Origin of the sequence: Natrinema sp. 1APR25-10V2 (genome assembly GCF_031626495.1) — an archaeon.
Taxonomy (GTDB): Archaea; Halobacteriota; Halobacteria; order Halobacteriales; family Natrialbaceae; genus Natrinema.
In genome coordinates this window covers 391,324-417,235 of the sequence record NZ_JAMQOJ010000006.1, presented here as the reverse complement: position 1 = coordinate 417,235, position 25,912 = coordinate 391,324, and the positions used below count along the sequence as shown (strand labels likewise).

The following is a 25,912-nucleotide window of genomic DNA, read 5'->3' as shown; positions in this document are numbered from 1 at the left end:
GTGTTTTCCGGGGAAATAACCGCCTCTTCGACCACTTACAGTAATAAATGTACAAGAGTATGGTCTAGTGTATCATCTTGAAAAGCGACTCTCTGACAGGGCAAGAGGCGTGCTGGTGGGACACGATTTCATCTCATCCCAGTCACAGTTCGACTATATTCTGGTGACGAGTGTCACACAGAACCTAAACTTGTTTATTCGGGGACCCACAACTAGCAAACGATGACAGTCGTAGCCTTTGACTTTGACGGAACGCTTTCCGACTCCGAGATGACCGTACTGCTGGGCGATCGCTGTGGCGTGGCAGATGACATGGCCGAGATCACCGAACGGTCGATGAATAATGAAATCGACTACGCCGAGAGCCTACGGAAGCGAGCGGCACTACTTGAGGGACTTCCAGAAGACGAGGTCACGGCCGCCTTCGAAAAGGTTGCACTTCGCGAGGGTGCCGCTGATTTGATCGATGAATTGAACGATGCTGGCGTGACGACCGCCATCCTCACGGGCGGCTTCGAACGCGGTGTCGCAGCCGCCCTTGAGCGCGAGAATACGACTGTCGATCACATCGTCTCGAACGAACTACCACTGAATGGCAGTGAAACGGCACTGACCGGTGACGTCGACGGTCCACTCATCGAGGGCACCAAAGACGACGCCCTCGAAGACCTCGTCAACGATATCGGGACTACTCTCTCAGACAGCGTCGCGATCGGCGACGGTGCGAACGACCTCCCCATGTTAGAAGTAGCTGGTCTCTCGATCGGCTTCGATCCGAAACCGGCCGTCGAACCCCACTGCGAAGTCGTCGTGACCACGATGGATGAAGCCCGCGAGGTACTTGTCACGGAGGGTGTTCTGGCGAACAAGTGATTTGGGCGCGATTCGCTCACGCCTTAGACCGTCCTCCCAGCGCGACCGATAGCTGCGAACGGCATTGTCCGCTCGGCCATCCAACTTTCTCACAATGACTATGTGTCACACGCTCACATTCCGGCACCAAAAATACCAAACGGTCTCACCACACAAGAGACTGTACAGGTAAGTTGTATGAGCGAAAGACGCGAATATACAGGCGATTACCCAGAGAAGACGCTGTATATCCCGGGCCCGACCGAGGTACGCGAGGACGTGATCGAGGCGATGTGCGAACCGATGTTCGGACACCGGATGGACCGAATGACCGACCTCTACACGACCATCGTCGAGGATACCAAGGAGTTCCTCGAGACCGACAACGAGGTCATCATCCTCACAGGATCGGGTACCGAGTTCATGGAGAGTTCGCTCCTGAACCTCGTTGACGAGGACGTCCTCGTGACGACTTGCGGCAGTTTCAGCGAGCGCCAGGCCAACGTCGCCGACCGCCTCGGCAAGAACGTCGACACCCTCGAGTACGAGTGGGGGCGGGCGGTCAAACCCGAGGACGTGCGTGAGCGACTCGAGGAGAGCGACACCGACTACGACGCCGTCACCTGCGTGATGAACGAGTCCTCGACGGGGGTCCGCAACCCGATCGAGGAGATCGGCGACGTCGTCGCCGAGTACCCGGACACGTATTTCGTCGTCGACGCGGTCTCGGCGCTGGGCGGCGACTACGTCGATATCGACGAGCACGACATTGACGTGATCTTCACCTCCGTTCAGAAAGCCTTCGCGATGCCCCCCGGGCTGGCGGTCTGCGTCGTCAGCGACGAGGCCTACGAACGTGAACTCGGGAAGGACTCGGCGTCGTGGTACGGCGGCTTCCAGCGGTCGCTGGACTACTACGACCGGAAGGGGCAGACCCACTCGACGCCCGCTATCCCGGTCATGCTCGCGTATCGGCAACAGATGAAGCACATGCTCGAGGAAGGCCACGACGCTCGCGACCAGCGCCACCGCGAGATGGCCGAGTACACCCGCGAATGGGCCCGCGAGCATTTCGCGATGTTCCCCGAGGAAGGTTACGAGTCACAGACGGTGGCCTGCATCGAGAACACGCAGGGCATCGACGTCGCCGAGACCATCGCGGCCGTCGACGAGCAATACGACTTCGTCTTCTCGAACGGCTACGGCTCGCAACTCGGCGAGCAGACCTTCCGCATCGGCCATATGGGCGAGCACAACCTCGAGTCGATTCAGACGCTGACCGACGCCATCGAAGACGTCACAGGCCTCTAAACTGATTGTCCAAAATCGCGTCGGCCTCGGCGGGGCCGAGTCCGTGGCCGTAAATCGGTATCGCTGGCTACTACCGTTACTCGTCTTCTCGCTCCCAGTACGGTGGAACCCAAATATCCTTCTCGACCATGTCTTCGATACGCTCTTGCGTTACCTCTTCTGCATACTCGTCGTGTTGTACCGGCGTCCTGTCGAGCCAGAGGTTCTTGGGGTAGAGCTCCCTGTCATAGATGACCTGACACAGTTCGGTACGGAGGTCTTTCATCCAGTTCATCAGTGGCGATCGGTACCGGAACTCTCGAAGGCCCTCGATATCGATGACCCCCGCGCAGTAGGACGACCCACCACCGTAGTCGTGATCGGATATCGTCTTCCCCTTGTGGTTGACGATCATCGATCCACCGCCGAACGTATCAACCGGGGTCTCCGAATCGGGCGTCAGATAGTACGTTCCGAGGTTCGGAGCAACGACGTAGGTACTGTTGTCTAACGCACGTGCCTTGTTCTGAATCTCCCACGCTTCGTTCGCGACGAGCGGTTCGGGACAGGCAATTCGACAAACGACCTCGGCGCCGTTCATCGCAAGGCCGCGTACGTATTCAGGATATGCGCCCTCGATAGCGAGAGAGATCCCGATCCGTCCGATGTCTGTATCGACAACCGGGAAGAACGAATCGAGATCCGCACCGTGTTCGTCAACCCAGTCGTCCCAGACGTCGTGTGGCGCGACTGACCGTTCAACCGGGAGGAGAGGGGTGTTCTTTCGGTGTTTGAGGATCACCTCACCGTCCGGATCGATAACGAACGCGGTATTCACGAACTTATCCTCGTACTCCGGCGCCTTTTCCTTCGCTGATGCGACAATATAGATGTCGAACTCTTTCGCGTACTCACCGAGCACATCGGTCTCTTCGCCGGGGATGTCGATCGCGATCTCCTCCCGGTATTCCGTATGCTCCATATCGTGCACTTCATCGGTGAACCCTTGCAGTGCTCCTTCGGGGATCACCGCGAGTTTGACCGGGAGGTCAACGCTACTCAGCCACGTCGCCGCCGAGAGCGTCTCGTGAATGTGGTCCAGGTTTTTCTGAATGTCACTTCGCTCCTCGGCACCCCACACTGTCGGCGAAAGGCCAACAGCCATGTACTTTTCAATTCGTGCCATACAGAGACATTCACATTGATTATTATGTGTTTTTCGGCACGCACAGTGATTCGGCTTGTACAGAGAAGCGGAGGTGGCACGGACCGGCCGCCAGCCGAGGCGATCAGAATGTGAAATTATTTGCAATAGGGGATCATACATATCCGTAGATGAGTCAGCGAATGAATCCCCAGATGGCAACGGTTATCGAAGAACTGGAAGACAACGGTATTCCGGACTGGCATTCGATGTCGATTCCGTGCGCCCGGCGGATTGAAGACGAGGTCTTCTCTCGTGGTGCGGGGATCGACCTGGATTTGGTCCGTGATTTCGAGATCGAGGGTGACGAAGCCGCAATTCCGATACGGGTATATCGGCCGGAGGCGGAGCATCCACCCGTTCTCGTCTTTTGCCACGGCGGCGGGTGGACGCTCGGCACACTCGATTCTGCGGACAACATCTGCCGTGAACTCGCCAGTCGAACTGGCTGCCTGGTTATCTCGGTCGATTATCGCCTTGCGCCGGAACACCCGTTCCCTGCGGCCCTCAACGATGTTTCCACAGCTCTGCAGTGGGCAGCAGAGTACGCAGACAAGTTAGGTGCCGATTCGAGCAGTATTGGCGTGGCAGGGACGAGTGCTGGAGGGAACCTTGCAGCTGCAGCGGCTCTCCGGGCTCGGGAAACGGGACCGAGCCTATCAGGACAGTTCCTGCTCTATCCGATCACGGGCACTGTCCGCGAGACGGAGTCATACGTTCAGCACAGCGATCAGCCCCTACTTACCCGTCGCGATATGGAGTGGTTCTGGGATCAGTACCTCGATGATCCCGTCCACAAACGGAATCCACTCGCAGCAGTTCGTCGAGCGTCAGACCTCTCTGGCGTTGCTCCCGCAGTCGTGTTGACCGCCGGCTTAGACGTGCTTCGGGATGATGGCGTCGAGTATGTAGACCAACTCGAAGCAAACGGTGTCCCGACAACTCACGACCACTATCCGTCGCTCGCGCACGGCTTTTTGAGCCTCACAGACGAAGTCGATACGGCCGACGAAGCAATGAGCCGATTAGCGGACCATATTCAGTCGCGGCTGAGTGCTTCACCCCAGAAGGAGTGAAGCGATCAGGAGAGCGTGATCGACTCCCGAGCCGCGCCGTGGGCTTACAGTACTGTGGGATATCGAGTAAGGTTCTGTCTTCCTTCCGGTTCAGGACCGTTTGGCGCAACCCGGACGGCTATGCCTTTAGCGGCGGCGATGTGACGATCACCTCGAGTGTCGCTTTGGTCGTTCGGGCTTCCCGTTCGCGGCCGCCTTTGTCGCCTCTAGAAGGACTCTCACTACTCGCTCAGAGAAGCACAACCAGAACAAAAATGACGGACGGACCGACCGATGAAGGCTATGGCACGTCGAGTCGCTATCTCTGGCGGTCCGCGTATCGCTTGTGCGCAGTCACTCAGTCAACGACGACTTCGCCCTGTTCGACGACTGGTTCACCATCGAGGTAGACGCTACAGTTTTTCTGGGCGATGTCGTAGTGACACGGCGCGTAACGGTCTTCATGGGTGTTCGGCCCGGTACTCCACAGCATGTTGCCTTCCCAGACACGACCCTCGCTGGCGCTGACACCGGTCTGGTCAGGCGCGCGGTCGTGGAGCGCCATGTTGTAGAACGTGCCGTTCGGGTTGAGTCCCCAGCCGAAGTGGCTCGTCGCCCAGACGTCCGGGTCGTCGTAACTCTCGAGGTGGCCGCGCATCAACTCGGCGTCGCCGCCCTCGCCGTTGATTTCGACGATGTAGTTGTCCTCGACGACGCATTCGATCGCGGAGCTGACGTAGTCGGCGAAGGGGACGACATTGTAGTCGCTCGGCGCGATAACGATGGTCCCTTCGACGTTCGACGGATAGTTCGAGACCATGTTCTGGCCCCAGACGTCCCACTTGCCGGGTTCGTCGGCGAACCCGTACGAGTCAAAGGCCGTGTAGGGTTCGACTTCCATGGTCACGTCGGTGCCGTACTCGGAGGTGATACGCATCTCGTCGGCGTCGGCCAGCAGGTCACGGTGACGCTGGACGCGGTCTTTGACGCGCTGGGCTTCCTCGGGCTCCCAGGGCATCAGCCGGCGGAGATAGTGAGGTTCGCGCGCGCCGACACGAAGGATTCGCGTATCGGCGTCGCGGATCTCGCCACGCTCGGGGACGTGGATGAACCCCTCGAGGGTGAAGTCGAACACCATATCCGCGTGTTTGCAGGCTTCGACCGGACCGTCAGGCAGGCGGAGCGTCCCGCCCTGACCTTCGGAAATCTCCGGGCCAACGGAGTTACGCCCGTACTCGGGCACTTGCACCTCGAACACGTCCGCGTCCAGGTCCTCGGCCGCGGCGAAACAGGCACCGATGAACTCCCGTGGACTCTTCGCGTCAGTCACGAGGGCGATGGTTTCATCGGCCGTCACTTGGCAATGCTCCATCTGGCGCCGGAATAACGGCACTAGTAGGCCAGCTTCTTCCATAATGCAGTCGCCTGTTTTCTCTCATACACAATATATTTTGGGGGTTGATAGCTTACAACCAGTCTGCAATACCTCTGCTTGCGGAATCACGAACTTCCAAGCAGAGAACGTAAGCACACCCTGTCACAACTGGACGTTCGGTCTGGAGATCAGGCGACTCCGCTTTCTAATCTGCATCCATTTGCATGTTGACCTCGATGACGTTCGCTTTGTCGCGGACCAGCGTCGGCAACTCCTCGCGGAATCGATCCCCGCGCATGCGACTCGTGGGGCCACAGACGCCGATTGCGGCTACGACCGTATCGTTCGGCGCGTGGATCGGCGCGGCAACGCACCGCAGGCCGCGAGTTCGTTCGCTCTGGCTGAAGGCGATTCCCCGCTCGCGGATCTCCTCTAATTCCTCGAATAACTCGGCCGACTCCGTAATCGTCTTTTCCGTCCGCTTCGGCAGGCCGTGCGTATCGATGACCTTTCGCACCTCGGCTTCGGACATGTGGGCGAGAATCGCCTTTCCTTGCGACGTGTAGTGGAGATATTCGCGCTGGCCCGGGCGAATCGTCGTCTCGATTGCGTGTTCTCCCGTCGCTTTCGCGAGATAGACCCCATAGCCCTGTTCTCGAACGATCAGACGGGCCAACTCGCCCGTCTCTGCAGCCATCTCCTCGAGCGGCTCTTGGGCGAACTGCCATGCTTTGTTTTGATGTTTGACGTACTCGCCAAGCTCGAGTAAGAAGAGGCCGAGCTGATAGCGTCCGTCAATCTCGGTCACGATGTTATTTCGCTGCAGCGTCTTCAGGTACGTGTGCGCCGATCCTTTGGACATATTCACCTGATCCGCGATCTCGGTTACCCCCGCGCCGTCGAGTTCCCGTAACGCCCTGACGATTTGACACGCCTTCTCAACGGACTGTATAAGACGGCCGTCCTCAGTCGGTTTCTTGGTCATATCAGTTACTGAACCGTACATCACTTATATGTTTGGGATAGACAAACACGGAGACGTTTGATTGTATCCGTCATCCCGTCTCTAAAAGTAGAACACGAACTCCACTGCTGCCGCAGAAATAGATTTTTTCCAGTAGTAAGGTCCGTATCCACACATTCACCATAACAAATGGGGCGAGCACAAATAATTTCCAGAATATGCGCCCGATATAATGCCAACTAGTTTGGTTATAATGAACATATCTCTGGGAGGAGGCCATATTCTGGCAGTTCGAGTCCAGTAGAACAACTACCGAACAAATAGCCATTTATATGGCGCACCAAAGCTGGCTCCAATTCATTGTATTGGTCCCCCCGGCAGTGAGAATAACAATAGTACTATTGTTATTCGAAGGGCTGATTCCGAAATGGAGTGTTCGGAATGCACAAATCACATGCAGGGCATATAGGGCCATAAGATTTTCAGATACGAGATGGGGAAGAACGAGATGAATACTGGAAGTATCCCGCCGGACGATGTGAAACTGCCTCAGGTTCGCAAGTCGCGAATACGAGTTACTACTAGTCGCCGTTACTGGAGGACCCGACTCCGACTACGACTGGCATCAGGATGCAGAAATCACGTTCCTTCGGACCTCTTTTCGAAGAACCTCTCCGAAGTCTCCGTCGGTATGTTTAAAATTGTTTGATTACACTGAACGCGGTCTCTCAGGGTTTGTACAGGTGGCTGCGGTGTAACGAAGCTACCGAAGATGATGCGGATCGGCGCTACGAATATTTGGAACGTGAAGGTCACTGACTCACAATGCTTGGTGGTACGCACATCGCATCGAACGCCCTCTTCAAGCGATCCGGCAGTGGGCGCATCGGCATCTTTCTAGCTTCTGCTTGCTACGATCCACGCGAACAGAAGGCTCAGGCGGTCCATCTGAACGTTTCACGTCTTGCGGACGATGAGGTCGGTACGAACGGATTAATAAAACATATGCCAAGAGCAGCAGTAACTGGAATTGATATTTGGCTACAATACTCTAGGGTCAGTAGATCAGTTTCAATACCACAGTATTGCATGAGAAGCATCAATTTCAGTTGCCGAACACCTTGCTAATCGATGTCAGAGGCAAGAGCGGGTAAGACGTATCCTAAGCCATTTTACGATCGTTCAGCTTGCATTTTGAGTAGGGTTCACATAGTCGAATATGACAACAGAAACGGGGTCAAAATATCCTTCGCGGCCTCACAATGAATACTAACTGCGTTTATAAATCGTGGGTGAAAATCGAGAGCTGACCGCAGGGGTATTGTATATCTACAACACTATTATCCCCCTCTGGAGCCATAGTGGCATATATAGCATATTTTCTGTTGGACTTCAAATTGTATAATGGCTCCCGAACCCATTGTATGGATGTCATTCATTTCAGGAAGTGGTCATAGGGGCTGGAACCGGGTTGTGATCACAGAACCTAATCATATTTTATATCGAATAAATTTATTTGGTACGTCATACTTCGTTACACACATTGAAAATGAAGATCGACGGCGGTGATCGATATGTGTAGGAGTCGAACGAAATCGGTCTACATCGTCCCTCAGAGCGACTGTTACCATACGAACCAAGATTGCCAGGGAGTTCAACAGGCGTATACCGTGCTTGAACGATCTCGATCGGAACTCTCCGACGAAATGTACCACTGTCAATTGTGCTCCGGGGATGTTCCCCTCCCCGATACTGATTCGTTCGAAACACAACGACTGCTAGAGGAGCTCGGACCGGACGATATCGGCTGAGACTTCGGCGGGGCTCCACAGTCTCCAGATCAATTTGTTTGGTGAAGTCGGTGATCTCTCTTGAACATGTCGCTGCCGACTAAAGATACGGACAGCTATACGGGGAGTACTACGTCTCCCGCCAATCAAGTCCGTCACCGACGACGTTTAGTTCTTAACGGACTACCCCGAATGGGTCCACCCTCGAGACGGTGCTGGATAAGCCTATCCCACCGTTCGCTCGAATCCGCGCCGACGAATGAGCGGCAATCAACGCGGGCGAGGTTGACCCGCCGAAGACACCGGTCCGGCATACCGGTGCGATCGGCGATGCCTATGAACGACGACAGCCGCTAACGGCCTACGATCCGGCAAACCCACAACTCAAGCACTTCGGCGCAGTCGGGGCTTTGACCTCCTCCACGCCGTGAATGACGATCCATAGCCGTTTCTGAAGCGTATCTACCAGTATGTTATCTCGAATGATCTACATTATAGGATTTAGTACGAGAACGAAACGATGAGTCGTAGACCTCGCCGGGGCGTTCGGCGGCTTCGAAGGGTGTGACTGTAACTTGGTCACTCGTCCAAAAGGACCCACAGTGATTATGGATACGAGCGGGACCTAATCGCGACAAGATTTAACCAACGTTGTCGGCAGTCCCGTCCTGTTGGTTAAGTCTAGAAACAGATTACGACTGCCGATGTCTGCTTCGAGAGGGGCTCCGGGAACTGAATTCGCACGGCTTGGAGCCGAGGGAGATGTCTAAGCCATTAGCACGGTGCTCTTCAGACAAGTCATCACTCCGACCGTGGCTCGTGCGTTGACTCGACGAAAGGAGCACTGACATCGTGACCTGCAACGTGGGCGTTCAATTTCGCTGCTGCCGGCGATTCTCTGATTGCAGTGGTATCGTAGCCCGCCTCGGCGAACGTGTCGGTGATCCACCGTTTACCGCGAAGATTGAATTTCTGGTGGTAGTCCTCTGCCAGGTGGAACTGTTCAAGTCGTTCGAAACGCGTCTCGATGTGCTCTCGACTGAGTTCGCATCCGTCGAGGAACGCGTGCAGCTGTTCGTGCTGCGCAGCAGTCTCGGTGAAGATTACGTTCTGGTACTGGCGTTTCTTCGGTTGCTGAGACGGGTCGTGTTCGTCGAACGCCCGCTCGAGCAACTCGCCGAACGAGAGTTGCTTGGGGTCGTACTCGAACTGGACGACTTCCGTGTGATCACCGAGGACCTCGTACGACGGGTCGGGTTTCGTTCCACCGGCGTAGCCGACTCGCGTTCGTACGACGCCGTCCAAGGCGCCGAACATCGCATCGGGACCCCAGAAACAGCCGAGGCCGAACGTCGCCGTTGCTGTGTCCTCCGGCGCCTGTCTATCGTACTCGCTGATGACTGTTGGAGTGAGCATGAGTCGAGAGACGCTGCCGCAGTCAGCGTATAAAGACATCCGGGCTGCACCAGCTTAACCCTGTCCCAGAGCGCCAGGGAGCCCCCTGAAAGTGAATTACGTATCGTGCTCCGCGAACGCATCACCGGCGTCTTTGGCCATCTCCTTCGCTTCGATATGTGAGTAGGACTGGCGGACGACCTCCTCACTGTTGTCCAGCAAACGGGCAGCGGCTGTAAACCCGCGTTGGCGAACCATTACCTCCCCCGCGCCGCGCCGGCCGCCGTGCGGTGCGAGATAGCCGTGTTTGTCCTCGAGATCGATTCCGGCATCCTCACAGAGTCGTCGCATGATCCGCCGAGCGCCATCGGTATTGATCGAGGGCGGTGTCAGTTCGTATTCCCGGAGTGCGTCCAACACGTCCACCTGGCCGGTGAGATCGTCGACGTACTCCTCGACCTCTGTGTCTGACCAGCCATGTTCTTCCCGTAACCCGGTTCGAAGCGTCTCGTACAGTGTCGGAAGGTGAAACGTCGGAAAGACCGGCCAGTCGTCCCCCGCCGGATCGAGGATTTTTCTGTATCGCGCCATAGGATTTATCGCCTGTTTCGTCAGGGAACGGTCGGACCAGTCTTGCTTTTTCGCGAGGACGGTCATCTTCCGGTCCTCGAGCGAGATGTCTCCCCATCGAAGGCCGTTCCGGCGGTCGTCCTTCGGATCCGCGAAGATCTCACCACCGCGGACGCCGGAGTAGCAAAGAACGTAGACGAGCGCTCGATCACGAAACTCCCGGACAGCGTCGAACCCCTTTTCGTCGGCAGCATCGTGGGCTCGTTCGTCGACGTAGCGCGTAATCTGTACTCTGTGTTCGTCAGTCCAGGCCTGCTGATCACCCGATCGGCGGCCGTCGTTGTCGGGAAGCGGTTCCTTCGCGACGTTTCGCTGGGCGTAGTTCGCCTCGAGGAGGCCTTCACGAACGCACCAGCCGACGTAGGCGCTGACGTGCGCGTAGTACGTCAGCACCGTCCCCGGTGCGAGGTCTCGGTTCGTGAGCTCTCGAGCGTACCGGCGGAACGTCCGTTCGTTTAGTTCGTCGAACGTCCCGTCAGAGCGGGAGTCTTCCTCGAGCCACTCGAGAAAGTCCTCGACGCAGCGCTCGAGGTTGCGTCGATAGTTCCCGCTGTCTTCGCCGCCCTTCGATTTCGATCGAAGGAACTCCTCGAGTGGGTCGCCGGCCGACGTTGAGGCGGAATTCACGCTCGATCACCCTCGAGAGGCGGTTTCCTGCTGGGTTGCATCGTTCGTGATTCGTAGAGGGGACGGACTCTCATAAAACCACACTTGATTATTGAGCTAATCAAGTGTGTTTCCGCGGAGGTGATTATCCGGAGATTACGGGAGCCTGAGGGCGTATTGAGGAGGTTCAGGAATGAATAAATCGTATGCAGCTATATCAAATAGGGAGCGCGTCGAAGATGAGATAGGCCAGTGGAAACGAGCAGATGAACTGGTCTATAAACACGTGCTCGTTGTGGCTAAACTATATCTCCGACACGACGCGTACGTCCGACTCCAGTCCAGCGAGCGAGGTTCGGACGTATAGCGGCGTCGAATCATACACGGGCCACTCGGCGTATGGTCGCTGGGCGAATCGCCGAAAGACAGTCCGGTGAGACTCACGAGCAAGAGCCACACTCAGAAGTCCTCGGTGAAGACTCTCACCTCGCCCTCGTTGGTAATTCCGACATCAATAGTCGTCTTCAGTTCATTCTGGTTCGTACACTCTTCGAGAACCCCATAGAGGTGTGTATAGAGCTCCGGACGACAGTACGCGATTTTGATGCCAGCGTCATCTCCGTGTGAATAGACGCTGGCGACCAGATCATCGAAACTCATCCCCGGAGAGACGGAAAACTGAATCGGTGCCCGAACCGTCCGGACGAGCTCTAATGTCCGTCGGGCCTTCTCGATATTCTGTTCTGCCGCTCGTTCGATGGCACTGATATTCGAGTCGGTCGTTCCCAGTTGGTCCGCAACTTCCTGTTGGGTCTGCCCTTGCTCTCGGAGTTTAAGTACCTCTACCTGTCGTTCGGTCAATATCGTCGATTCTGCAGAGATCATACAGAGTCAAACAGATGTATTTGAGATAAGCTTTTCCCTCAAACGGTTCTCTATCTCGTATGGATGACCGATAGATGCCCTACTACGCGACGACGGTTCCTCCTGACTGCTGGGGCGGCGGCCATCGCTGGCAGTGCGGGCTGTACGGGTAAGAGCGGTCAAGATGGTAGTCAATCGACGACGGTCGCCATCCTCGCAGCTGGCAGCCTCCAGAATGCAATAGCTAACGGGCTCAAGCCCGCTGTAGACGTTCCAATTGAAATCGAAGCGCACGGCTCTGCGACGGTTGCTCGAATGATCGACGAAGGGCAACGTGACCCTGATATCGTCTCAGTCGCCGACGTGGCGCTCTTTGAGGAACCGCTTTCGCCTCCGTGGCACTCTATGTTCACCAGCAACTCCGTCGTCATCGCGTACAATCCGGACACAGCTGGCGGGGAGCGCTTGGCCGAGGCAGGAACCAGGCGTTGGTACGAACCGATGGTCGACGGGAGCGTGAAAATCGGTCGAACCGACCCAGACCAAGACCCACTTGGATATCGTGCCCTCTTCATGCTCGAACTCGCCTCACGGTACTACGACGACGCGTCGAACCTCAGAGAGCAAATCCTCGAACGAGATCAGATTTACCCCGAAACGTCGTTGATCAGTCAGTTCGAAACTGGCTCCATCGACGCAGCGATCTCCTACCGCAATATGGCCGTCGAACGCGATTACGAATACATCGAGTTGCCGGATCAGATCAATCTGAGTGATCCACAGTACGCCGAGGATTGGTACTCGACGACGTCGTACACACTGCCGAGTGGTCAAGAAATACAGGGCGGTCCCATCAGTTACGGTTCGACCATTCGGCACATGAGCGACGCTGCAGTCTCCGTGTTCGACGCTCATACGACCGGGAGTTATCTCGAAGACCACGGATTCCTCCTTCGCGAGCAGTTCCCTGCCCATACGGGCGACGTGCCCCAACGCGTCAGACAGGCAACCGACCAGTCCAAGGAGAATCAATCCCGGCTCGGCGGACCTCACGAAGCACTATCGTCAACCGTCTCGGACGTCACTGTCCTGATTTGAATGGCGACACGTTCAAATTCGAATCGTTCAGGACCGGTCACGTTCGGATTCGACTGGCTCAGCGTTGCGCTCGTCCTGGGAGGGGTGTTACTCCTGTACTACGTCGTCCCGTTGGTGTCACTGTTTCTCTCGGTACCGGCTGGGGATATACTCGCTCGGATAAACAATCCGACCGTCGTGGATTCGGCGACCACGTCGCTTCTGTCGGCGTCGATCAGCACAGTCGTCGCTACACTGTTCGGCTTGCCGCTCGCGTACTGGCTCGCACGCACCGACGGGGCTGTGACGAAGGTCGTCCTCGCAGTCGTGGTGCTCCCGTTGGTGCTGCCCCCGACAGTCGGCGGGATCGTGCTACTCACTGTTTTCGGCCCGGGATCACTGCTCGGTGAAGCCGCGATTGCTGCTGGGTTCCCACTGACACGGTCGCTCGCTGGCGTGGTGCTTGCCCAGACCTTCGTCGCATCGCCGTTCGTGGTCGTTACGGCCAAAGCGGCATTCGAGAGCGTTGACCAGACCCTCGAATACGCTTCTCGATCGATGGGGAAGAGCCGATTGACGACCGCTCGACACGTAACGCTACCCTTGGCCGGCCCGGGAATTCTCGCCGGAGTGACCCTCGCCTTTGCACGAGCGATCGGTGAGTTCGGCGCGACGATGATGATGGCGTACTATCCCCGAACGATGCCGGTCCAGATCTGGGTGGCGTTTATCGAACTCGGTCTGGATAACGCCTATCCAGTCGCGATACTCCTGGTCGTGATCGCTGTCGTGGCGCTCACAGTCCTCAACACGATCGCATCGAACCCATGGGAATGACACTTGAACTCTCCCGACTGAGCAAATCGTACGGCCAATTCGACTTCGGCCCGGTGGACCTGACGGTCGACGATGAAGTGCTCGCCGTCCTGGGGCCGTCAGGCAGCGGGAAGACGACACTGCTCTCGCTGATCGCCGGTATCGCCACTCCGGATTCCGGTTTAATTAGACTCGATGGGAGAGAACTGGTCGGCTTGCCGCTCGAAGATCGACAGGTGGGGATGGTCTTCCAAGAGGGAGCGCTCTTCCCACATATGACCGCCCGAGAAAACATCGCTTACGCGGCTACAGCCAGCGATCGCGTCGACGAACTTTCGACGCTTCTCGAACTCGACGGGGTTCTCGATAGAAAGCCCCCGACGCTCTCCGGCGGGGAACGACAACGAGTCGCCCTCGCGCGAACGCTGGCGACCGAACCGGACGTGTTACTCCTCGACGAGCCGTTATCGAGCCTCGACGCGCCGATCCGAAAACGGCTCCGGGACGAACTGCACAGCCTGTTCGAATCGCTCGAGATTCCGATTCTCTACGTCACGCACGACCAGCGGACGGCGACGGCACTCGGTGACCGAATCGCCATCGTTCGAGACGGTGACCTCGAGCAGGTGGGCACGCCGTCGACGGTGCTCACGCGGCCGGCTAGTCGATTCGTCGCCCGCTTTACCGGGAACGAGAACCTGTTCGAGGGAACAGTGACCGACCGGACCGCTGATGGATCGAGAGTTCGGTTCGGCGACACTCAGTTCCAGACGACCGCGTCGAACCTCTCTGCGTCGGCCGTGACGGTCTGTATCCATCCCTCTCGGGTAGAGGTCGAACCCTCCTATGTTGCTGACGGTGACCGAACGGCGAATAGAGTCACGGGGACGGTTGCTCGGTGGTTGAACGAGGGAAGCGAGTATCGGGTCGATATCGAGATCGAAGCGGGATCGCACACTCTCACAGCGAACGTTCGTCCGCCGACGTTCGAACGACTGGCGCTCGAGGTCGGCTCAGAAGTCCAAGTACTGATTCCGCAAGAGTCGATACATCTGATTCCGGAAGTCGAGTAGGTCCGGTCCAAGAACTCATTGATTCCCGTCTAGACGGTGTGCTCGCAGGATGGTATATGCATTGAGGCCCGGTCTCAACTACTGTTCGGCGGGCGCGACAGTGAATCTCTACCGGATCAACGCTATAGACGGACTTCGAGTGGGAGTGATCGCCTCCAGATTCGACCAGTACCGTCGCTCGGAAAGAGGGATTGCGAAAGCCGTCCGCCACTACTACCATCGACTGATGCCGTGTGATTGAGGGAACCCCGATAGAGTAATCGTGGCCAATGGGAACGGAGAATTTCCGATAAGTGGAATTCAAAGTGATGATCGCGAAAGAAGTCGAAAAATATACTCCGCATTAGGCAGACAGAATCCGTTTATCTGGCTACTGTAACTCGCGTTCTTTTTGTTTTCTGGTTATATAACCAGCTATTCGGTTTCTAACTCGTTTGGCCTCTACGCTGGTCAACTGTTCGACGCGGATCTTGTTCTCCTCGAAATCATCGGTGAAAGTGTTTGGATGCTGTTCGATCAACGTATTACCGATAGATATGATATCACTGGCGTTTGAGGGCATACTGATGACACGATGTCGTTGATAATAATTCTTTGGCAAAGTGTGTGACGGTGACGTACAACGACGAACCTTCGCGAAGCGAAGTCACGCTATCACAGCAAACGCGCCTGTGGCGACTATTGTGAGATTTGCCTCTTTGCAGGTTTCGATCGTCGATACTCGGTGTAGCCGTGTGTCGACGGAATATTGATTATCCCGCAGCCAGAAAGCACAGTGGGATCGATTACCATGACACGGAGAGTCACCGTAAACAGCAGAGAAACACCCACCGAACGGACCCATATCTGTCACTTTGACGAGTTATCGGAACGAGCGAAAGACTGTCTACTTCGGGTGATCGAAAACGAGATCGTAGCCGGGGTCGACCCGGAGATCGCTACAGAGCTCGCACAGTACGACCTGATCAAGTTCATCGAGTACTACGATGTACAACTCACTGATCACCGGGCCAGTGGCTCGGTTTCCGCGTAACGGTCTCATTCGAGAGGTGAGCTACGAAGACAGATACTGATCCGTAGGCGTTCTAGAACCCGCTGAGGCGCAATCGATTCGATCGAGACCACCGGCAAGCGGGTGTTCAACCAAAGGGCTTAAGCATAAAATGAGTGAATATGTAAACTGATGACGGCCGAGCCAGAAGACATCATCAGCATCGGGGATCGGTTATTGAGCCAACACCCAGACTCGTTTACGAACGATTTCAGTGAGAACAACAAGGTCGTGGCGAAGATGACGAACGTCGGCTCGTCACGGATTCGAAACCGGATAGCGGGATATATCACCAGACAGCGGACGGAAAACTGATCAGGCGGCGTTCGTTTTTACGGCTCGATTCCGTACCATCGCGCTCGTGTAGTCCACGGCGAGTGGCAGTTCTGGACACGGACACTGACGAACTGTTACCGACTTCGGAGCAGTTACAGTCGCGTAGATAGCGATTCTGCTCGGATATCGACACGGACGATCGCTCGTGGAAAGTGCGCTGACGGACGACGGTCCCGTTGGAGTCCGATAAGCAGCGGACCCTCTGCTGATAGACCCTCGCGCCAAGATTTAACAGACTAAGCGTGTTAATTCTGATGTCGGCCGGCGATACCCTCTCATCTCTCGGACTCGTGGTGACAAAGCCACGTAATCGATACGCAGCGGGTACGCAGTCGACACGCTTGAGAGCGACGTGGTTCGACAGTATCACCGAAATCCGTAACGCGTTGGGGGAAGAGGAGGAAAGACTTTTGAAGATATAAATTGTCCCTCTTACCGGATGTTACTCGCTGGCACGGTAATCGCTGACTCGAGCACCGTCATACAGGACGGTGCCGTTGTCGTGGATGATTCGGTAATCGAGGCTGTCGGAGACCGAGACGATCTCGTCGATCAGTATCCGGATCACGAACGACAGGAGTACGACGTCCTTTTGCCCGGCCTCGTCGGGGGACACATTCACTCCGTACAGAGTCTCGGTCGTGGAATCGCCGACGATACGGAACTCCTCGACTGGTTGTTCGACTATATTCTACCGATGGAAGCGTCGCTTTCAGCCGAGGAGATGAGAGTGGCCGCTCAACTCGGCTACCTCGAGATGATCGAGAGCGGAACGACGACGTGCGTAGATCATCTCTCTGTCGACCATGCGGACGAAGCATTCGAGGCCGCGGGCGAAATCGGCATTCGCGGCGTCCTCGGGAAAGTGATGATGGACCGCCGGTCGCCGAAAGGCCTTCTGGAAGACACGTCAACGGCACTGGCCGAGTCGGAACGCCTCATCGAGGAGTACCACGGTTCGTTCGACGATCGCATCAGGTATGCCGTCACCCCACGGTTCGCCGTCTCTTGCACCGAGGAGTGCCTGCGCGGCGCTCGCGAACTCGCCGACAGGTACGAGGGCGTTAGGATTCATACGCACGCGAGCGAGAATCGAAGCGAAATCGAGACCGTCAAAGCGGACACGGGGATGCGGAATATTCATTGGCTGGACGAAGTCGGTCTCACCGGCGACGATGTCGTCCTCGCTCACTGTGTCTGGACGGACGAGAGCGAACGGGAAGTGCTCGAGAAAACGGGAACCCACGTCACCCACTGTCCGTCCTCGAATATGAAACTCGCGAGCGGCATCGCCCCAGTCTGGGACTACCTCGACAGGGACATCAACGTCGCCCTCGGCAACGACGGCCCCCCCTGTAACAACACCCTCGATCCGTTCACCGAAATGCGACAGGCAAGCCTCCTGCAGAAAGTCGATCAACTCGACCCGACCGCCACCCCTGCCAGCGAGATATTCGAAATGGCCACCATAAACGGCGCGAAAGCGGCTGGCTTCGACCGCCTGGGAGCGATTCGCGAAGGGTGGCGTGCCGACATCGTAGGCGTTCGGACAGACATCACGCGTGCGACGCCGTTGCACGATGTTCTCTCTCACCTCGTGTTCGGCGCCCACGGGGAAGACGTGATGTTCACGATGGTCGACGGGAACGTGCTCGTCGAAGACGGCGACGTGACGACCGTCGACGCGGAAGCGATTCGCCAGCGAGCAGACGATATCGGACTCTCACTCGAGTCTCACCGCGAGGCGGCGAAGGAAGTGAAGCCGTGACTCCGGGCGACTGTTTCCGCTTCGGTGGCGCTCTTCAAAGCGACTAGACTAAGCCGACCAGTCGAATAGTTTGATTGCAGTGCAAACGGGCGTAGATCAGGGATCTACGGGTTCCGGGCAGCGAACTCACTGAATCGCTACTGACAATCATTTCCAGTGCTGTGCTGGCTCGTACCGATTCTCCGCAATCCGTTTCGGCGCATCTACGTCTCGGGGCGACCGATGTGCGGTAGCGGGTCTGGCCGATGCGTTTCCCTCGTCCCGGTCGGATAGGTCCTCTAACTCGGCGGCCGTGGTGCTCTCCGCCGGACGATCGAACCGAACCGAGCCATCGACGATTCCGACGATGCGGTCGTAGTGAGCGACTGCGAGATCCATGTCGTGGAGGACGGTAATCGACATCCGTCCACCCGCAACGTCGTCGAGGACGTCGAGGACAGTGGTGCTCGACGACGGATCGAGATTGGCCGTCGGTTCGTCCGCGACGATGACGGGCGCGTCCTGCATCAGCGCTCGAGCGAACGCTACTCGTTGGCGTTCGCCCGCACTGAGCGTGTCGGCTCGTGCGTCTGCCTTCTCACCGAGTCCAACGCGGTCGAGCAACTCGAGTGCCCGAGTCGGATTTCGGGGCGCGAGCGGTTCGAGCAGCCCGCGCCACCAGGAGCGAGACGAACTACCGCCGACGAGGACGTTGGCCAACGCAGTCCGCCGGTCGACGAGGGTGCTACCGGGATAGGCGTGTGCGACGTCTGCGGAGCGGAGTTGGTCATCGTCGAGTCGTACAGTTCCATTGTCCGGGGCCACCGCACCACTCGCGAGTCGAAGCAACGTCGTCTTCCCAGCGCCTGAGGGACCGACGACCGCGACCCGCTCTCCGGCGGTGACACTAAGCGTCACGTCGTCGACGACGACATCACCGTCGAACGTTTTAGTTAAGCCGTCAAATCGCAACTCGTGGCATCGCTCAGCCGTCGTCATCGTTCAGGAGTTCCATCATTCTGACAGCGTCGCCCAACTCCTCGAAATCCTCGTGGTCGGTTGCAACGTATTTGTCGACGTTCTGCTGGTCTAAGATAGCGTCCTTCCCTTTCTCGTCAAGACTGGCGAAGGCGTCGCGGATCCCTGAAACAGTCCCCTCATTCAGGGAGCCGTTTACTGCCCAGGGGTAGTCGGCGAACCCGGGCGTTTGCCAGACTTCGGTGACAGTCTCGTCGACGGAACGGGTCTCGACGAGCCGGTCGTAAATGCGGGCGTTGAGCGCGCCGACATCGCTGTTACCGCCGGCCACCGTTTCCACGACGGCATCGTGGGCACCGACGTGAGTGAGCGATTTGAACGCCCGATCCGGAAACAGGTCGTGACGGCGTCGCAGATAATAGGTCGGCATCACCGTACCGCTCGTACTGAGAGGATCGCCGAAAGCCAGGTCCAGCGAATCCGCGGACCGCTTCAGGTCGTCCATCGAGGTGACGGTCGTCGACTCGTGAGCGATAAACACGGAGTGCCAGTCGGTCGTCCCGCTTTTGCTGCCCACGACGATCGGTTTCGCGTTCGCTCGATCGTGGGCGAGGATATAGGAGACGCCCCCGAAGTAGCCGAGGTCGACCTGCTCGGCCGTCATCGCCTGGACGAGGCCGGCGTAATCCGTCGTCGTGCGCAGGTCGACCGACACGTCCAGTTCGAATTCGAGATACGCGGCGAGCTCGGTGTTTTGTTCGATAGCCGTGTCGGGATCGACGTCCGGAATGACGCCCATAGTGAGCGTCTGGGAGCGCTGCTCGCTTTGGAGGCAACCGCCGGTGAGGCCAGCACCAACCGCTCCGAGAACCGCACGTCTCGTTCTAGCAGTGGTCACGAGTCCCGTCTATCTCCATAGGAGTACGAATAGCTTGCCCTGACCACAATCTTCCGGAGGCAGGGTCTGGCGGACAATCGATGCGCCGCGTCGTGCCGTGTTGGCAGTGGGACAACGTTATGAGTGTGTGTGCGTTGTCGTGTCATATGGAGATCGACGTGAGTGGCACAGTGTGTCCCCAGACGGTACTCATCGTGAGACGGTGCCTGGAGGAACTCGAGCCTGGTGACGAGCTCACGGTCGTCGGGGATTATCCACCAGCAGAGCGGAGCATCCGACGCTCGTGTCACAAACACGGGTACAGCGTCTCGACGACATCTACGACGGACGCCGAGGCGGAGTTCGCGCTCCGAATTCGTGTAACGAGCGCAGCAAAAACGTCAGCTACCCACCCCTGAAGGGGTGGGCTTGTCAGTGGACTCCCGTTCTGCCGACACATAGGTGTCGGACGCCACGTCAGTAGCGTTCACGGTCATCACCCCTGACTTCAGGGCGTACTGACTGAACGCCCCTCCAGCAGGGGACTTCTGCCCCTGCTGGAGTCTCACCGCGAGTTTCCGTGCCACGTTCTTCGCCGCGTTGTAGTCCGCATTCGCCGTGTACCCACACTCGAGGCACTCGAAGTGCTGCCCCGTTCGGTTCTCCTCGAGCGTACAGCCGCACTTCGAACACTGCTGGCTCGTATACTCCGGGGTTACCGCTTCCACCACGATCCCGCACTCCGCTGCCTTGTACTCGACCATCGTCTGAAGGGCGTTGAACGCCCACTGCTGGAACTTCTTCCCGTCGCTGATACGCTCTCGAATTCGTTCTAGGTTCTCAACCACTATGTGCGTACACTCGTGGCGGCGGGCCTCCTCGACGATGGCCTTGGAACACCGATGGAGGTAGTCATCGCTCCACCGTCCGAACTTGTCGCCAATGTGCTGGTAGGTCAGGTGGGCACTCCGCGTGCCTGTCTGTTGGAGGCTGGCACGCCGCTTTTCGAATTCGCAACGCTGGTGGTTGAGGTAGTCGGCGTTCCCGATGAACTCGCCTGTGCTGGTGACGGCGATGTGGTCGTCAACATTACAGTCCACGCCAAGGACGTTCGAATCCTCGGCTTTCTCAGGACTGTCTGGGGCACGTTCCCGTTCCATCACCGCGTGCAGATAGAATTCGTCGGCTTCGCTGTCGTAGTGGACGGTGCTCGTGCTGAACGAGTAGTCCTCATTCAGGAGGTACTCACCGTGCGGGGTCCCGTCGGGATTCTCGGGGAGGACGTACTCGCAGTCGACTCTGCCGTTGACGGTGGCGAGACTTACCTTCTCGCGGTGATACGTGGCGGCCCGCTTATCGTAGACAATGCTGAACGTGTCGTACTTGGGACGACTCGTGGTCTCCCCGTTTGCAAGCCTCTCGACAGCGTTGTCGATATCCTTGATGGCGCGTTTGATGGCTTTCTGCACCAAGTTCGCGTGTAAGTAGTCGGTCTCCTCACGGAGAGTGTCGTACAATGCGTCTTCAGCGTCGCTTTTGCTCGTAATGCAGTTCTCGTCCGGGTAGCGCCACGCCCACTCGCTGGTGCGATTTGCACACTGTTGAAACAGGGTATTGGTGGCGTGGAGGTCGCTCTTGCGGTCGTCAGGCACGTCGAGGCGAACTCGGACAGTGCGTTTGACCCCCCTCACCATATTCAAATTTTATATTTTATTCAGTGTTAATATTTTTGATTTCGTTAGGGAGCCAGCCGTGCTATCGTCGGTAGTTTGATGCGCTGAGCGGACGGGCTTCCTCCCACGGCTAAAGCCGTGGGCTTCCGCGCTGAACCGCTGTGACGGCCAGGGCAGAACCGGTTCCGATCCTCGAGTCGGAAGCGGTGCTCGGTGAGCGTCTCTCGGCCCTCGGTCTACGCGTTCGACGCGATCGCTTCGATTTCGACACCGACTCCTTTCGGGAGATTTGCGACCTCCACGGCACTGCGGGCGGGAGGCTCATCGTCGAAGAATTCGCTGTAGGTATCGTTCATCTCTTCGAAATCGTCAATATCGTCCAAGAACACCGTGACTTTCAGGATATCGCTCATGTCCAGCCCTTCCGCCGATAGAACGCCTTGAACGTTGGAGAGGGACTGTTCGGCCTGTGTGGCGATCGGTTCGTCGGAGAGCAACTCACCGTCGGGCGTCATCGGTATCTGACCGGCGGTAAAAACGAGTTCGCCGTTGGTCGTCGCCTGACTGTACGCACCGACTGCCTCTGGAGCATCGCTCGAACTGATAACTCGCTTCATACACAGAGAGAGTCTCAGCCTCGCCTCTTAATAGTAATCTCTGGCACGAGAGACGACTACTGGAATGGCTCCTGTGTGACGTCTGTGCGCCGAACGGTGGTCCGGCCGGGACCCGAAGCGAGCCGAAAGCCCTGATCGCGCAGCCACTGGGTCGCATGGCCCTCCCCGTGAAGCAGTACTTCTACGAGATCGTCCGGTACATCGACGTCCATCGCGAGACGATACGAATCGATCTCCGCCAGCGCGGCCCCGATTTCGCGCGCTGTAGACCGATGGTCGAGATAGGAGTTGCCGTGATAATCGACCGCGAAGTCAGCCGTGCGGGAAACGAGCGCGTTCGTCCCGCCCCCGATACCACGCGCGAGCACGACGTCCGCCTCTCTGGTGAGCAGTCGCTCGAGCGCTGTGTCCGTTATCAACGGCAGGTCGGCCATGACGACAGCCGTCGCCGTCGACGAGGCCTGAAGTCGTTCGTTGACAGCACGCGAAAGCGACCGGTCGTCGACGCACACGGAACAGTCCTCGATCTCCAGCGGTGTCGAAGACAGAACAAGTGGGTCCCGCCCAGTGCTCTGGATGACGGAGACGACGTCTCGTAACATCGACCGCGAAAATTCGTTCCGCTCGCTCCGATCGAGGAGCGTCGATAGCCTCGTCTTCGGATCTCGACCGTCGTAGGGCACGATGACACGCATGACGATTCTCTCTCGTAGTTACCGATGCGGAGTCATCAATCTCCCCGTTTCGGTGTCGGATCGGTCACGACACAATTCCCATTTTTCCCACGAATACGCCGCACAGATCTGGCAAACAGTGGTATCTCTGGGTGTCGCCGTTGATATTTACTCCCATTTATGTAGACCGTAAATACTATCAGTGCATGTCACACCGTGTCACGTGTGACAGACCCTAGCGACCAACAGTCGAAGGTAGCGGCGTTCTTCGGCTACGAGGAGTACGGTACCGATACGAAAACAGAGGTGATCGCCGGGATAACGACGTTTCTGACGATGTCGTACATCATCGTCATCAACCCGGCGATCCTCTCAGCGGCCATCAGCATCGACGGCTACTCTGACGGGCAGGTGTTCCAGATGATCGCGATCACGACGATTCTCGCAGCGGTCGTGGGCACTGCCGTGATGGCCTTCTACGCCAATCGCCCGTTCGGACTCGCCCCCGGGATGGGGCTCAACGCCTACTTCGCGTTCACCGTTGTCATCACGCTCGGTGTCCCCTGGCAAACCGCGCTTGCGGCGGTGTTCGTCGAGGGGGTCATTTTCATGGCGATGTCCTCGGTCGGCGCGCGGCGGTACATCATCGAGTTCTTCCCAAAACCGGTCAAGTTCGCCGTCGGGGCCGGTATCGGCCTGTTCCTCCTCCTGTTGGGACTCATCGAGATGAACGTAGCGACCGCACACGATTCCACGTTGGTCACTCTGGGGAACGTCGCCTCTGATCCGGTCGCAATCCTCTCCCTCGTGGGCCTGGCGTTTACACTCATACTCTATTCGCGCGACGTGACCGGCTCGATCATTATCGGAATCCTCACCACGGCCATCGCGGGCTGGGGGCTGACGGTCGCCGGTGTAGTCAACGATGGTCTCCTCACCCCAAGTAGCATCCCCGAGCCACACTACGATATCACGCCGCTCGTCGGCGCGTTCCTGCAAGGGTTCCAGGATATCGAACCGGTGACGTTCGTAATCGTCGTGTTCACGTTCTTCTTCGTGGACTTCTTCGACACGGCCGGCACGCTCATCGGCGTTTCCCAGTTCGGCGGGTTTCTGGACGACGACGGGAATCTGCCCGAGATGGAGAAACCGCTAATGGCGGACGCGATCGCGACGACGTTCGGTGCGATAATCGGGACAACAACTGTCACGACCTACGTCGAGAGTTCCACGGGGATCGAAGAGGGAGGCCGGACCGGGATGACTGCCCTCGTCGTCAGCCTCCTGTTCCTGCTCTCGCTCGTCGCGATTCCAGTCGTCGCGGCCATTCCGACGTACGCGTCCTACTTGGCGTTGGTCGTCGTCGGCCTGATCATGCTCGAGGGCATCACCGAGGTCGACTGGGAACAGTCCGATTGGTTGATTCCGGGCGGCCTGACGATGGTGATGATGCCGTTGACGGCGTCGATCGCCAACGGTATCGCGGCGGGGATCATCAGTTATCCGATAGTCAAAACGGCCCAAGGAGACCACCGAGACCTCCACACCGCACAGTGGGTGCTCGCAGGAGCGTTTGTCCTCTACTTCTACGTGACCTCTGGAGGTGTGATGGGGTAGAGATCGGTCCACCAGCGCGAGGGCGGTACTGCGATCCGGGTAGTCGGAGGACGGTAGTGTTGCCGCCCAGAGAACCGAGACTCGAGTAGCGACGGATCGAGATAACGTCCGGATCACTGGAACACGACACCGATGGCATCCCACCGAGTACACGCCGACGTTCCCTGGTCGTCCACCGACTTGCAGACGGTGCTGGCGTGTTCGCTCATCGGGGTGATGGGTGTGCCGTTGATCAGCCCTATTCTGCCGGATCTCCGCGCCGTGTTCGAAATCAGCGATGCCCAGGTCGGGCTCATAATCACGGCGTACACACTCCCCGGCGTGTTCCTGACGCCCCTTGTCGGCCTGCTTTCCGACCGACTGGGACGGCGGACGGTCATCGTTCCCTTGTTGCTTCTCTTCGGTCTCGCTGGCGGCGGTATCGCACTCGAGCCCTCGTTTCGCGGCGTCCTGGCTCTTCGATTCGTTCAGGGAATCGGTGGTAGCGGACTGATGGTATTGGCGATAACGCTCATCGGCGACCTCTACGGCGGCGAACGGCGAAACAAGGTCATGGGCATAAACGGCAGTGCCATCGGCATCGGTGCCGCCACGTATCCTCTCGTCGGCGGTGTGTTAGCCACAGTCCGCTGGAACGTTCCGTTCGCGTTCTTTAGCGTCAGTCTCGTAGTCGGGACTATCACGCTCTTTACGCTCGAGGAACCGTCGATAGAGGATCCGCCCGCGACGAGAACGTACGTTTGGCGAGTACTCTCTGCAGTCCTCGACCCCCGAGCACTCGGCCTCTTGACTGTGGCCTTTCTCACGTTTTTCCTGTTCTATGGGGGCGTTCTAACCGTACTCTCGCTACTCTTGAGCGACGTTTACGGCCTCGCCGCCGGACAGATCGGCTTGCTATTCAGCATGGTTTCTCTCGCCAACGCGACCACGGCATCGCAGTATGGGCGTCTCTCTCGATTCCTCGACGCACCGGAACTGATCGCCCTCGGGTTCATTGGATTCGGTGTGAGCTTCCTCGGCGTCTGGGCCGCGTCCACGCCGGTACTGATCGGCGCGATGTTGCTCTGTTTCGGCCTCGGGTTCGGGCTCGTCATGCCTTCTCTCGATACGTCCGCCGTCGGTCTCGTTTCGAGTCAGTTCCGGGCGGCAGTACTGGGCGTCCTGACGAGTATGCTCTGGCTCGGACAGACCGTCGGCCCGATCACGTTCACGGGCTTCGCGAGTGTCGCGTTCGACGAACCGGTGATCGGCTATCGCGTCCTGTTGCTCTGCTGCGGAACGGCGTCGCTCGTCGGCGGTGTACTCGCATTGCTCGCCCTCAGTCGTCGATAGTACCGCGGTGGTTCCGCAA

23 protein-coding genes are annotated in these 25,912 nt (G+C 57.8%); 11 read left to right on the top strand and 12 right to left on the bottom strand.

Features of this window, described 5'->3' with window-relative positions; genetic code table 11:
• Positions 1-222 precede the first annotated feature (222 nt).
• Both serB and NDO75_RS20385 read left to right on the top strand, forming a co-directional pair.
• Positions 223-873, top strand: coding sequence for a phosphoserine phosphatase SerB (gene serB / locus NDO75_RS20390; RefSeq protein ID WP_310908445.1), 651 nt, complete (start codon positions 223-225; stop codon positions 871-873).
• Positions 874-1,050: 177 nt separating this feature from the next.
• Positions 1,051-2,163 (top strand): alanine--glyoxylate aminotransferase family protein, encoded by a 1,113-nt coding sequence (locus tag NDO75_RS20385; protein ID WP_310908444.1) that lies wholly within the window; start codon positions 1,051-1,053, stop codon positions 2,161-2,163.
• Positions 2,164-2,239: 76 nt separating this feature from the next.
• Here NDO75_RS20385 and NDO75_RS20380 read toward each other — a convergent pair whose 3' ends face one another.
• Complete coding sequence (locus NDO75_RS20380) at positions 2,240-3,469, bottom strand: nitrilase-related carbon-nitrogen hydrolase (RefSeq protein ID WP_310908443.1); 1,230 nt, start codon at positions 3,467-3,469, stop codon at positions 2,240-2,242.
• 8 nt (positions 3,470-3,477) lie between these two features.
• Here NDO75_RS20380 and NDO75_RS20375 point away from each other — a divergent pair, with 8 nt between their 5' ends.
• The gene (locus tag NDO75_RS20375; protein WP_310908442.1) at positions 3,478-4,422 is read left to right on the top strand and encodes an alpha/beta hydrolase; all 945 of its coding nucleotides are present in this window, start codon (positions 3,478-3,480) and stop codon (positions 4,420-4,422) included.
• A 337-nt stretch (positions 4,423-4,759) separates the two neighbouring features.
• On the opposite strand, the gene NDO75_RS20370 is transcribed toward NDO75_RS20375, so the two are convergent.
• The 5 genes from NDO75_RS20370 to NDO75_RS20350 form a co-directional block, all read right to left on the bottom strand.
• Positions 4,760-5,758: a hypothetical protein gene (locus NDO75_RS20370; RefSeq protein ID WP_310908441.1), complete on the bottom strand. Its 999-nt coding sequence runs from the start codon at positions 5,756-5,758 to the stop codon at positions 4,760-4,762.
• A gap of 223 nt (positions 5,759-5,981) precedes the next feature.
• Positions 5,982-6,761, bottom strand: coding sequence for an IclR family transcriptional regulator (locus NDO75_RS20365; protein WP_310908440.1), 780 nt, complete (start codon positions 6,759-6,761; stop codon positions 5,982-5,984).
• Between the two features lie 2,570 nt (positions 6,762-9,331).
• The gene (locus tag NDO75_RS20360; protein ID WP_310908439.1) at positions 9,332-9,946 is read right to left on the bottom strand and encodes a peptide-methionine (S)-S-oxide reductase; all 615 of its coding nucleotides are present in this window, start codon (positions 9,944-9,946) and stop codon (positions 9,332-9,334) included.
• A gap of 96 nt (positions 9,947-10,042) precedes the next feature.
• Positions 10,043-11,182 (bottom strand): phage integrase SAM-like domain-containing protein, encoded by a 1,140-nt coding sequence (locus tag NDO75_RS20355; protein ID WP_310908438.1) that lies wholly within the window; start codon positions 11,180-11,182, stop codon positions 10,043-10,045.
• Between the two features lie 438 nt (positions 11,183-11,620).
• Positions 11,621-12,046, bottom strand: coding sequence for a Tfx family DNA-binding protein (locus tag NDO75_RS20350; protein WP_310908437.1), 426 nt, complete (start codon positions 12,044-12,046; stop codon positions 11,621-11,623).
• Positions 12,047-12,109: 63 nt separating this feature from the next.
• Here NDO75_RS20350 and NDO75_RS20345 point away from each other — a divergent pair, with 63 nt between their 5' ends.
• Genes NDO75_RS20345 through NDO75_RS20335 form a run of 3 tightly spaced genes read left to right on the top strand, consistent with a single transcriptional unit; the run spans position 12,110 to position 14,991 of the window.
• Positions 12,110-13,123 carry an extracellular solute-binding protein gene (locus NDO75_RS20345; RefSeq protein WP_310908436.1) on the top strand — a complete coding sequence of 338 codons (1,014 nt, stop codon included), beginning with the start codon at positions 12,110-12,112 and terminating at the stop codon, positions 13,121-13,123.
• Positions 13,124-13,939 carry an ABC transporter permease subunit gene (locus NDO75_RS20340; RefSeq protein WP_345784913.1) on the top strand — a complete coding sequence of 272 codons (816 nt, stop codon included), beginning with the start codon at positions 13,124-13,126 and terminating at the stop codon, positions 13,937-13,939.
• Complete coding sequence (locus NDO75_RS20335) at positions 13,936-14,991, top strand: ABC transporter ATP-binding protein (RefSeq protein WP_310908434.1); 1,056 nt, start codon at positions 13,936-13,938, stop codon at positions 14,989-14,991. The genes NDO75_RS20340 and NDO75_RS20335 overlap by 4 nt, the downstream gene beginning before the upstream one ends.
• A 370-nt stretch (positions 14,992-15,361) precedes the next feature.
• On the opposite strand, the gene NDO75_RS20330 is transcribed toward NDO75_RS20335, so the two are convergent.
• On the bottom strand, positions 15,362-15,553 hold the full coding sequence (locus NDO75_RS20330; protein WP_310908433.1) for a 30S ribosomal protein S17e: 192 nt from the start codon (positions 15,551-15,553) through the stop codon (positions 15,362-15,364).
• Between the two features lie 621 nt (positions 15,554-16,174).
• Between NDO75_RS20330 and NDO75_RS20325 the strand changes: the two genes are divergently transcribed.
• On the top strand, positions 16,175-16,357 hold the full coding sequence (locus NDO75_RS20325) for a 30S ribosomal protein S17e (protein ID WP_310908432.1): 183 nt from the start codon (positions 16,175-16,177) through the stop codon (positions 16,355-16,357).
• Positions 16,358-16,817: 460 nt separating this feature from the next.
• A complete protein-coding gene (locus NDO75_RS20320) occupies positions 16,818-18,146 on the top strand; it encodes a 5'-deoxyadenosine deaminase (RefSeq protein ID WP_310908431.1) in 1,329 nt (442 codons plus the stop codon).
• A gap of 147 nt (positions 18,147-18,293) precedes the next feature.
• On the opposite strand, the gene NDO75_RS20315 is transcribed toward NDO75_RS20320, so the two are convergent.
• Positions 18,294-19,124 (bottom strand): ATP-binding cassette domain-containing protein, encoded by an 831-nt coding sequence (locus NDO75_RS20315; protein ID WP_310908430.1) that lies wholly within the window; start codon positions 19,122-19,124, stop codon positions 18,294-18,296.
• Positions 19,111-20,001, bottom strand: a complete 891-nt coding sequence (phnD, locus tag NDO75_RS20310) for a phosphate/phosphite/phosphonate ABC transporter substrate-binding protein (protein WP_310908429.1) — start codon at positions 19,999-20,001, stop codon at positions 19,111-19,113. Before phnD ends, NDO75_RS20315 begins: the two co-directional genes overlap by 14 nt.
• 146 nt (positions 20,002-20,147) lie before the next feature.
• On the opposite strand from phnD, the gene NDO75_RS20305 reads away from it, so the two are divergent.
• Complete coding sequence (locus NDO75_RS20305) at positions 20,148-20,399, top strand: sulfurtransferase TusA family protein (RefSeq protein WP_310908428.1); 252 nt, start codon at positions 20,148-20,150, stop codon at positions 20,397-20,399.
• Here the strand turns inward: NDO75_RS20305 and NDO75_RS20300 are convergent.
• The 3 genes from NDO75_RS20300 to cofC all read right to left on the bottom strand — a co-directional run bounded on the left by NDO75_RS20300 (position 20,382) and on the right by cofC (position 22,965).
• Complete coding sequence (locus tag NDO75_RS20300) at positions 20,382-21,674, bottom strand: transposase (RefSeq protein ID WP_310908427.1); 1,293 nt, start codon at positions 21,672-21,674, stop codon at positions 20,382-20,384. The genes NDO75_RS20305 and NDO75_RS20300 overlap by 18 nt on opposite strands.
• A 215-nt stretch (positions 21,675-21,889) precedes the next feature.
• Positions 21,890-22,270 (bottom strand): Rid family detoxifying hydrolase, encoded by a 381-nt coding sequence (locus NDO75_RS20295; RefSeq protein ID WP_310908426.1) that lies wholly within the window; start codon positions 22,268-22,270, stop codon positions 21,890-21,892.
• A 56-nt stretch (positions 22,271-22,326) separates the two neighbouring features.
• Positions 22,327-22,965: a 2-phospho-L-lactate guanylyltransferase gene (cofC, locus tag NDO75_RS20290; RefSeq protein WP_310908425.1), complete on the bottom strand. Its 639-nt coding sequence runs from the start codon at positions 22,963-22,965 to the stop codon at positions 22,327-22,329.
• A 204-nt stretch (positions 22,966-23,169) separates the two neighbouring features.
• On the opposite strand from cofC, the gene NDO75_RS20285 reads away from it, so the two are divergent.
• Both NDO75_RS20285 and NDO75_RS20280 read left to right on the top strand, forming a co-directional pair.
• Complete coding sequence (locus NDO75_RS20285; protein WP_310908424.1) at positions 23,170-24,561, top strand: NCS2 family permease; 1,392 nt, start codon at positions 23,170-23,172, stop codon at positions 24,559-24,561.
• A gap of 132 nt (positions 24,562-24,693) precedes the next feature.
• Positions 24,694-25,893, top strand: a complete 1,200-nt coding sequence (locus NDO75_RS20280) for an MFS transporter (RefSeq protein WP_310908423.1) — start codon at positions 24,694-24,696, stop codon at positions 25,891-25,893.
• The last annotated feature ends 19 nt before the right edge of the window (positions 25,894-25,912 follow it).

Bases quoted from the DNA above. Each gene is read 5' to 3' on its own strand.
- NDO75_RS20340 (WP_345784913.1), top strand. From the start codon at position 13,124: ATGGCGACACGTTCAAATTCGAATCGTTCAGGACCGGTCACGTTCGGA.
- NDO75_RS20385 (WP_310908444.1), top strand. From the start codon at position 1,051: ATGAGCGAAAGACGCGAATATACAGGCGATTACCCAGAGAAGACGCTG.
- NDO75_RS20360 (WP_310908439.1), bottom strand. From the start codon at position 9,946: ATGCTCACTCCAACAGTCATCAGCGAGTACGATAGACAGGCGCCGGAG.
- NDO75_RS20295 (WP_310908426.1), bottom strand. From the start codon at position 22,270: ATGAAGCGAGTTATCAGTTCGAGCGATGCTCCAGAGGCAGTCGGTGCG.
- cofC (WP_310908425.1), bottom strand. From the start codon at position 22,965: ATGCGTGTCATCGTGCCCTACGACGGTCGAGATCCGAAGACGAGGCTA.
- NDO75_RS20330 (WP_310908433.1), bottom strand. From the start codon at position 15,553: ATGCCCTCAAACGCCAGTGATATCATATCTATCGGTAATACGTTGATC.
- NDO75_RS20375 (WP_310908442.1), top strand. From the start codon at position 3,478: ATGAGTCAGCGAATGAATCCCCAGATGGCAACGGTTATCGAAGAACTG.
- serB (WP_310908445.1), top strand. From the start codon at position 223: ATGACAGTCGTAGCCTTTGACTTTGACGGAACGCTTTCCGACTCCGAG.
- NDO75_RS20345 (WP_310908436.1), top strand. From the start codon at position 12,110: ATGACCGATAGATGCCCTACTACGCGACGACGGTTCCTCCTGACTGCT.
- NDO75_RS20365 (WP_310908440.1), bottom strand. From the start codon at position 6,761: ATGACCAAGAAACCGACTGAGGACGGCCGTCTTATACAGTCCGTTGAG.
- NDO75_RS20335 (WP_310908434.1), top strand. From the start codon at position 13,936: ATGACACTTGAACTCTCCCGACTGAGCAAATCGTACGGCCAATTCGAC.
- NDO75_RS20320 (WP_310908431.1), top strand. From the start codon at position 16,818: ATGTTACTCGCTGGCACGGTAATCGCTGACTCGAGCACCGTCATACAG.
- NDO75_RS20300 (WP_310908427.1), bottom strand. From the start codon at position 21,674: ATGGTGAGGGGGGTCAAACGCACTGTCCGAGTTCGCCTCGACGTGCCT.
- NDO75_RS20305 (WP_310908428.1), top strand. From the start codon at position 20,148: ATGGAGATCGACGTGAGTGGCACAGTGTGTCCCCAGACGGTACTCATC.
- NDO75_RS20380 (WP_310908443.1), bottom strand. From the start codon at position 3,469: ATGTATGATCCCCTATTGCAAATAATTTCACATTCTGATCGCCTCGGC.
- NDO75_RS20350 (WP_310908437.1), bottom strand. From the start codon at position 12,046: ATGATCTCTGCAGAATCGACGATATTGACCGAACGACAGGTAGAGGTA.
- NDO75_RS20280 (WP_310908423.1), top strand. From the start codon at position 24,694: ATGGCATCCCACCGAGTACACGCCGACGTTCCCTGGTCGTCCACCGAC.
- NDO75_RS20315 (WP_310908430.1), bottom strand. From the start codon at position 19,124: ATGACGACGGCTGAGCGATGCCACGAGTTGCGATTTGACGGCTTAACT.
- NDO75_RS20325 (WP_310908432.1), top strand. From the start codon at position 16,175: ATGACGGCCGAGCCAGAAGACATCATCAGCATCGGGGATCGGTTATTG.